This is a genomic window from Huintestinicola butyrica, assembly GCF_025567215.1.
GTDB classification, from domain to species: Bacteria; Bacillota; Clostridia; order Oscillospirales; family Ruminococcaceae; genus Huintestinicola; species Huintestinicola butyrica.
Window position 1 is genome coordinate 83,534 of the sequence record NZ_JAOQKB010000005.1, and the last position, 9,738, is coordinate 93,271.

Here is a 9,738-nt window from a genome sequence, read left to right on the forward strand (position 1 = left end):
CTCAGCCGAAAAACATTCGGCACCCGTATCTCAATGTATATCATTATATAACAAACGCTCCTGCAATGCAAGAGCGTATTGTTATATTAATGTGAATTTTTACATTATATTTCGTTGTGGCTGTAAGGTGCAATGAATATCAGTCAACCAGCTCGGGGTCGAAGGATTCCTTCCAGGGGAGGCCCCACTTGTTGAGAGCGTCCATAAAGGGATCGGGATCGAACTCCTCAACGTTATAAACGCCCGGCTTCTTCCACTTGCCTGTCATTACCATCATAGCGCCGATCATAGCGGGAACGCCTGTGGTGTAGGAGATAGCCTGTGAGCCTACCTCAGCATAGCACTCCTCGTGAACGCACACGTTGTAAACGTAATACTTGACGGGCTTGCCGTCCTTTTTGCCCTGCATTATGCAGCCGATGTTGGTCTTGCCCTTGGTTCTGGGGCCGAGGCTTGCGGGGTCGGGAAGCACTGCCTTTAAGAACTGGAGAGGAACTATCTCCATGCCGTTGTAGTTGATAGGCTCGATAGAGGTCATGCCCACGTCCTCAAGGCACTTGAGATGTGTAAGATAGGACTGACCGAAGGTCATGAAGAAACGTATCCTCTTTATGCCCTTGATGTTAAGCGCCAGTGACTCCAGCTCCTCGTGGTGAAGCAGGTACATATCCTTTTCGCCTATTTCGGGGAAGTTATATACACGCTTTATCTCCATAGGCTCGGTCTCAACCCACTTGCCGTCCTCGATATAAGAGCCCTTGGCGCTTACCTCACGGATATTTATCTCGGGGTTGAAGTTTGTGGCAAAGGGATATCCGTGGTCGCCTGCGTTGCAGTCAAGGATATCAATGTAGTTTATTTCGTCAAAATAGTGCTTCTGAGCATATGCGCAGAAAACGCCTGTAACGCCGGGGTCAAAGCCGCAGCCCAGCAGAGCGGTGATGCCTGCCTTTTCAAATCTCTCACGGTATGCCCACTGCCATGAATACTCGAACTTGGCGGTGTCCTCAGGCTCGTAGTTTGCGGTGTCAACGTAATCCACACGGCACTCCAGGCAAGCGTCCATTATGGTAAGATCCTGATAAGGAAGCGCAACATTTATGCAGATATCGGGCTTGAAATCCTTCATAAGAGCGACCAGCTCCTGAACATTGTCCGCATTGACCTGAGCTGTACTTATTTTTGTCTTTGTTTTTCCCTCAAGCTTTGCCTTAACAGCGTCGCACTTGGATTTTGTGCGGGAGGCGATCATAATTTCCTCAAAAACGTCGGAATTCTGGCAGCACTTGTGGATAACAACGCTTGCCACGCCGCCGCAGCCGATAATAAGAGCTTTTCCCATAGCTTTAAAACCTCCGATTGATAAACTTGGACTGCAAAAGTCCGCTGAAAATATAATACCACATTTTATATGAATTTGCAAATGTTTTTTGGTGAAATGCGTGGGATATTTAAGGAAGGAGATATTGTGTGTATAATATAATATATTTTAAGTCGAAGCAAATAAAATCGACAAGCATTTTGCAGCAGGCGAAAATACTGAAAATCCGCTCAAATACAGATATCATCACAAACATTAAGATCTCTTAACAGGATTTTACCAATAAAAAGTGTAAAAGCAGTTATTTATTATTGTACAAATGATTAAGTTTAAGATATAATTTTGTGTAATTTATCAATATTCAAAAATGTAATTTTATGGTATTATGTGTATAATAGCATTTATAAACTATAAATGTGTAAGGGAGGAATTTTATGAAAAAAACAGCTTTTTTGAAGACTGCCTTTTTGGCGCTGGCGTTCTGTATGGCGTTTGTGCTGATACCGAGCAGCAATGCAAGCGTATCGGCAAGTGAAATGCCGTCAGGACACACCTGCGATGGAGTTACTTATGACATACCCCTTGACAGCAGCTTCACAGGCGGCACTCTTGCTTCGGGCAATTATTATCTGACAGAGGGTATTACGCTAGCAAAAAAAATTGAGATCAATGCAGACTCCAATGTCAAGATATGCCTTAATGGTAATAGTATCAATACTGAATATGTTACAGGATACGACTATACAATAAGAAACTACGGCACACTGACCCTTAATAACTGTGACACCGCAAATGGTATAATAAATACATACTCATTCACTTTTTTGTGTTATAACAACTCTGTACTTTATGGAAATGCAGCGATCTACTCACCGATGGAAGTAAAGGGCAGAAGCAAAATAAGCGGCTGTACATTAAATAATGATATTACATGCTCAGCTAATTCAGAAATAACAGGCGGCACTTTTTTAAAAAGAACATACATCCATAACTCTTCGGTTATCTCAGGCGGCACCTTTAACCAAGAGGTTAAAGCCTTTGATTCCGGCGTTATCACAGGTGGCTACTTCAGCAAAGCAATATCCGCATATCCAAATCACGAAAATTTCATCAAGGGCGGTTATTTCAAAACCAAGCCCGATGACAGCTATATCGCTGACGGATATGTCATAACAGATTCAGGCGATACCAATTACCCCTACAGAGTAGTAATGCCCCACACCTGTAACGGAGTTACATATGATAAGCCTCTTGACAGCAGCTTCACAGGCGGAACTCTTGCCTCGGGCAATTATTATCTGACAGAGGATATCACACTTGCAAGCATAATTCAAATCAATGCAGGCTCCGATGTCAAGATATGCCTTAACGGAAAGAGCATTTCGGGACATTATGTGGAAAACTATGGTACACTGACCCTTAATAACTGTAATGCTGCAAACGGAAAGCTTAATAACTATTATTTTGGTTATGGTAACTCTGTACTGTACGGAAATGCTGTGATAAGCAATGCAGACTTTTCAAATTTTTCACTTATAGACGACATCAGCAGGATAAGCGGCTGTGTATTTGACAATGATATTCGCTTACTGGACAACGCAATGATAACAGGCGGCACCTTTAATCAAAGGGTTGAAACATTTGATTCCAGCGTTATAGCAGGCGGCTACTTCAGCAAAGCAATATCCGCATATAACGAAAAATTCATCAGGGGCGGTTATTTCAAAACCAAGCCCGATGACAGCTATATTGATGACGGATATGCAATAACAGCTTCGGGCAACAGCAATTACCCCTACAGAGTAGTAATGCCCCACACCTGTAACGGAGTTACATATGATAAGCCTCTTGACAGTTCATTTAAGGGCGGATATCTTGCTTCGGGCAATTATTATCTGACAGAGGATATCGACCTTACAGACACAATAAAAATTGCAGCAGGCTCCGATGTCAAGATATGCCTTAACGGAAAGAGCATTTCAGAATATTATGTGGAGAACTATGGCACACTGACCCTTAATAACTGCAATGCTGCAAACGGAAAGCTTAATAACTATTATCGTGGTTATGGTGACTCTGTGCTGTGCGGAAATGCTGTGATAGACGGCAATCTATGCTCAAGTTCAGACAATAACAGCAAAATAAGCGGCTGTATATTTAACCGCGAAATTTTGTGCTCCGAAAGTTCTTTGATAACAGATGGTACTTTTAATGGGAGCGTCTATATCCACGATAATAGTACTGTCACAGGCGGATACTTTGGCGGAACTATTATGAACGGAACAGTCGGCAAATTTATCAAAGGCGGTTATTTCAAAATCAAGCCCGATGACAGTCTTATCGCTGACGGGTATGCAATAACAGCTTCGGGCAACAGCAATTACCCTTACAAGGTCGTATTAGCCCACATCTGCGATGGTGTTACCTATGATAAGCCCCTTGACAGCAGCTTCACAGGCGGCACTCTTGCTTCGGGCAATTATTATCTGACAGAGGATATCAACCTTACGAACACAATAGAAATTTCGGCAGGCTCCGATGTCAAGATATGCCTTAACGGAAAGAGCATTTCAGAATATTATGTGAACAACTATGGCACACTGACCCTTAATAACTGCAATGCTGCAAACGGAAAGGTGAATACCTATTATAACGGTTATAATAACTCTGTACTGTACGGAAATGCTGTGATAAACAATACAGTCTTCTCAAGTACAGAAGGTACCAGCAAGATAAGCGGATGTATATTTGACCATAAATTTGTCTGCATGGAAAATTCAGAGATAACAGGAGGTACCTTTAATCAAACAGTAGCCGTCTACGATCATGGCGTTATCACAGGCGGATACTTTGGCGGAACTGTTGCGAGCGGAACAGTCGACGACAAATTCATCAAAGGCGGTTATTTCAAAACCAAGCCCAATGACAATTTCATCGCTGACGGATATATCATAACAGCTTCGGGCAACACAAATTACCCTTACAAGGTCGTTGCAACACACACCTGCAACGGCGTTACATATGATAAGCCTCTTGACAGTTCATTCACAGGCGGAGCCCTTGCTTCGGGTAATTACTATCTGACAGAGGATATCACACTTGCAAGCGACATCGAAATCAATACAGGCTCCGATGTCAAGATATGCCTTAACGGAAAGAATTTCGCATTATCAAATTATGTGATTAGCTACGGCACGCTTACCCTTAATAATTGTGATGCAAAAAGCGGAAAGTTAATTCTCAGCCGTTACTATTACGGCTTTAGCAACTCTGTCCTGTACGGAAATGCAGTGATAAGCAGCTCATACGCATCAAATATATCTTATAACGGCAAGGTAAGCGGCTGTGTATTTGATAATGAAGTTCGCTGCAACGACAATTCAATGATAACAGGCGGTACTTTTAACAAAGAAGTTGAATTTCATGGTAACAGCACAGTCACAGGCGGCTACTTTGGCGGAACAGTTAAGGGCGGATCCGGTCACACCAAATTCATCAAGGGCGGTTATTTCAAAACCAAGCCCGATGACAGCCTTATCGCTGACGGATATGCAATAACGGCTTCGGGCAACACAAATTACCCTTACAAGGTCGTAGTTGCCCACATCTGCAACGGCGTTACCTATAGCAACCGACTTGACAGCACATTCAAGGGCGGAACCCTTGCTTCGGGCAATTATTATCTCACCGAAAACCTCACCCTTACAAGCGAAATTCGGATAGATAGAAACAGCATCGTCAAGATATGCCTCAACGGTCACAGCATTACCCAGACCGCAAACGCAGGCATATTCGCAAACAATGGAACCCTTGATGTCATCGACTGCATGGCAGCGGGAAAGCTTTCGGGCGGCAAGGGCTGCACTTCAACACAGGCAGGCGGCTGCATCTACAACAGCGGCACAATAACAATAAGCGGCATAACAATGGACGGAAACTCAGCTCCCCACGGCGGCGCTGTCAGCAACTACGGCGATATGCAGATAACAAACTGCACTATCACCAATAACTCCGCAAACGGCGACGGCGGCGGAATAAACAATGCAGGCACTCTGACAGTTACAAACACAGAGATAACAGGCAACAACGCTGTGAACGGCGGCGGAATCTCGACTATCGGCAAGCTTACTCTTAACAATGTTACCGTTACAGGCAACACAGCAGATTACGGCAGCGGAATAAGAACTAACGCCTCCCCCGACGTTACTGTTTCAGGCGATATCATCATCAGGGATAACTCAGCAGGCAAATACCCCGATATGCTCCTTAACAGCAGCAAGCTGGCTGTTGATGCAAACGGACCGGGAGCAAATTCCTACATCAGCGTATCTGCTATCCCCGCTCCCACAAGTACCGCTCCCGTAAGCCTCACAGGCACAAACAACGCTGATTACAGCGGATATTTCCACACCGATAACCCCGACTACGCAATAATCAACGGCGAAAACAACACCGTAATGCTGGTAATGGGCGAATATACCGTCACCTTTGACGCAAACGGCCACGGAACCGCTCCCACTCAGCAGAAAACCACCTACGGCGGAAAGATAACCGAGCCTGCCGCTCCCACTGCTGAAAACTACTATTTCCAGGGCTGGTTCAAGGAAAGCACCTGCGAGAACATGTGGGATTTCGACAGCGACACTGTTACTGCCGATATCGTACTCTACGCAAAATGGTCCGAATGCGACCACAGCGGCAACACAAATACTCTCTCCTGCACAAATAACACTACCTGCTCCGTATGCGGCGGAACAGTTGCTCCCACAGGTCATACTCCCTCGGCAAGCTGGTCTAACGACAGCACCGACCATTGGAAGATATGCGAAAACCCATGGTGCGGCGAGATAATCGAGAAGTCCGCTCACACCTACGGCGGCTGGACTGTTACGATCCCCGCAACAGAGGAGCATGAGGGCGAACGTCAGCACACCTGCACAGAATGCGGATACACCGAGACAGAAATTATCTCCAAGGAAGCTCACATTCATTCCTTCGGCAGCGAATGGAAGCATGACGGAACATACCACTGGCATGAATGTGACTGCGGCGAAAGAACCGACGTATCGGCTCACACTCCCGACGGCGGCAGAACTGCTCAGTCAGGCGGGATATACACAGGAACTCTCACCTACACCTGCACAGTATGCGGCAGCGTAACAGGCACAGAGAGGATAAAGGATAATAAGACCTACAATATTCCCGACTACACATTCGCTCCCCTTTACATCGAAACAGGCATAACCTACGAAAAGCTCCATATCGACGTTGAGACAGACGAAAGCTCCGTTACACTCAGCTGGAACAGCATAGGCGGAGCAAAGGGCTACAAGGTTTATGTCTATGACTCGGACGATGCACTTATCAGCGTTAAGAAGACAGACGAAACAACCGTCACATTCAAAAAGCTCACCAACGGCGAGACATACAGATTTGTTGTAAAATACACCCTCAGCGGAAGAAGCTATCTCAGCAACTACTCCGATGAAGCAAAGGTGACTATCATGTACAAACCCTTTGTAAAGGTGTCCGCAGGGTTTGGAAGCGTAAAGCTCAGCTGGGAAGCAGTTGAGGGCGCAGAAAAGTATGCGGTTTACAAGATAAACGACGGCAGAGCGGTAAAGCTTACCGAGACCACAAAGCTTTCCGTAAGGATAAGCACTTCGGAAGAGGGCATTTACGGAGTTAAGGCATATGTTAACGGTAAATGGACAACGCTCACCACATCTGATCTGGTAAAGGCAAAGGCTGAATAAAAATCAAAAGGACTGTTGCGATCGCAGCAGTCCTTTTTGGTTGTGTGGCTAATAAAAAAGCCAACACAAATAACCCCTTATACTAAGCACCAATTAAAAACTATACAAAAAATTGAGCATAATCTTGCGTATATGGATTATGCGATGATTTTTTGTCTATAGTTTTATTGGTGATTAGTATTAAGGCTCTTGGTGAAGCAGATTATATATAATATCAGGAAAATTATTACCAGCTTACTGGCGGCAAAAAGCCAGTGCTGTCTTCTGCTTGAAAAAATTTTCACAATGTTCTCCTTACTTCTTTTGCAGAAATAGTTATACTTTTTAATTATACAATATAAAAAATGTTTATTTAAGCACATACAAGCAATGATCTGTTAACTTTTAAAACATTTTCTGGCATTGACTGCATAAACATGAAATTATGCAGTATAGGCTGTGAGACTATGAGTAATCGCAAAGAATTAACATAAAATTCACCAAATAACCCGTTAAAAGGATATTAAGTTTGCCGCAAAATGTAGTATAATCACAATCGAGATGTTGTCACTTTATGACGAAGTGTATATGCGAAAACGTTTAACGCTTGCCGCAGACCGCTGACAATATTATGAAGCAACCTTATCAAAATGTTCCGAGATATACGTATTTTTACAAATGTGTTCGTCTATGAACATTCAGTCAGACTGAGACATTTTGAATAACGGCTGTGATACAGATACATATTCATGTGACTGTATGATATCCCTTTTAAAATAAACATATGGGAGGGTAACATGAACACAGAACAAAAGAACAGGTCAACTATACTTATCGTGGACGATTCCGAAATGAACCGTGAAATGCTTGCTGAGATACTCAAAGACGATTATGACACCATAGAAGCTGCCGACGGAAAGGAAGCCATCGCAGCTATCAAGGCTCATGAGAATGAGATAGATCTGGTGCTGCTGGATATCGTAATGCCCGAAATGGACGGCTTTGAGGTGCTTGCTCTTATGAACAGGTACAAGTGGATAGACTCAATTCCAGTTATAATGATATCCGCAGAGGGCGATTTTTCGTTTATAAAGAAAGCATATGATCTGGGCGTTACGGACTATATCCAGCGTCCCTATCAGAGCTACCCCATACACCGCAGGATAGACAACACCCTTATGCTCTACAACAAGCAGAAGCGTCTGCTGAACATCGTTGAAGAGCAGGTATATGCAAAGGAAAAAGACAACCGCACAATGATAAACATTCTGGGCCACATCGTTGAGTTCAGGAACGGCGAAAGCGGTATGCACGTCCACCATATACAGACCATAACAAGGCTGCTGCTCCGCAGGCTGGTGCAGAAAACAGATAAATATGACCTTACCGAGAAAGATATTCTCCAGATAATAACAGCCTCATCTCTCCACGATATCGGAAAGATAACCATTGACGACAAGATACTCAACAAGCCCGGCAAGCTCACAGACGAGGAGTTTGCCATAATGAAGACCCATGCCGCAGCAGGCGCAAATATGCTCAGGGATCTGCCCATATATCAGGAGAAAAAGAGCCTTGTCCATGTGGCATATCAGATATGCAGGTGGCACCACGAGCGATATGACGGCAGGGGCTATCCCGACGGATTAAAGGGCGAGGATATCCCCATTTCTGCTCAGGTAGTTGCTCTGGCAGACGTTTACGACGCTCTTACCAACGAGCGCTGCTATAAAAAGGCGTTCTCACACGAAAAGTCCATGGAAATGATAATGGACGGTCAGTGCGGTGCGTTCAATCCCCTGCTGCTGGAGTGCCTCAAGGACATCAGCAGCAGCATTGCCCATGAGCTTGACATGGACTCCAAGGGCGAGATCGACAAGCAGATGCTTATGAACGTCACCGAAGAGATAATCGAGGACAAGATATCCGACCAGTCCAGCTACAGCTCCAAGCTGCTTGAAGCGGAGCATGAAAAGAGAGTGTTCTTTACCTCCGATATCAAGGAGATACAGTTCGAGTATGACGCTCAGGTGGAGACGGTATCTCTCTCCGAATACGGCGCAAAGCTTCTGGGCTATGAAAGCAACGTGATATATCCTTACCGTGAAAAGAATGAATTTCTGGGCGATAAGGGAGCAGAGCTTATAAGCAAGCTCCGCAGCACCACAGCCGCCGCTCCCGACATCACTCCATATGAGACGGATATCACATACAACGGAAAAACAAGCAGATACAAGATAATAGCAAGGTCGCTGTGGACCAAGGACAATCCGCCCAAATACATAGGCGCACTTGGAAGAATAATCGACACAGGCAGCGAAGAAAAGAATTAAAGGAAGGTAATTGGTCTATGACTATTGAAGAATGCTACAAACAGCTCGGCGGAGATTACAGCAACGTGCTGAGCAGGCTGAGCAATGATGCAATAATCCGAAAGTTTCTTGTAAAGTTCTTATCGGACGGCAGCTGCGGAAATATATTCACAAATCTTGAAAGCGGAAATATGGAAGAGGCATTCCGTGCGGCGCACACCTTAAAGGGCATCTGCCAGAATCTGGGAATGGACAACCTTTACCGCTCCTCTTTTGAAGTAACGGAAGCTCTGCGTGGCGGCAGCAACAACACCAACGAGGAAATGCTCGACCGCCTGAAGGCTGATTATGAGGCTGCTGTGGAGACCAT

Annotated in this window: 4 protein-coding genes; 3 read left to right on the forward strand and 1 reads right to left on the reverse strand. The window is 44.8% G+C overall.

The features are described 5' to 3' along the window. Positions 1–139 precede the first annotated feature (139 nt). Entirely contained in the window at positions 140–1,342 is a 1,203-nt protein-coding gene (locus OCV68_RS07245) for a saccharopine dehydrogenase family protein (protein WP_022474765.1), read from the reverse strand. A 413-nt stretch (positions 1,343–1,755) separates the two neighbouring features. Between OCV68_RS07245 and OCV68_RS07250 the strand changes: the two genes are divergently transcribed. The 3 genes from OCV68_RS07250 to OCV68_RS07260 form a co-directional block, all read left to right on the forward strand. Then, entirely contained in the window at positions 1,756–7,077 is a 5,322-nt protein-coding gene (locus OCV68_RS07250) for an InlB B-repeat-containing protein (protein ID WP_262571807.1), read from the forward strand. Positions 7,078–7,853: 776 nt separating this feature from the next. Continuing rightward, the gene (locus tag OCV68_RS07255; protein ID WP_262571809.1) at positions 7,854–9,389 is read left to right on the forward strand and encodes an HD-GYP domain-containing protein; all 1,536 of its coding nucleotides are present in this window, start codon (positions 7,854–7,856) and stop codon (positions 9,387–9,389) included. Positions 9,390–9,406: 17 nt separating this feature from the next. Continuing rightward, positions 9,407–9,738, forward strand: a 332-nt coding sequence (locus tag OCV68_RS07260; RefSeq protein ID WP_262571811.1) for an Hpt domain-containing protein, incomplete at its 3' end; no start/stop codon positions are given.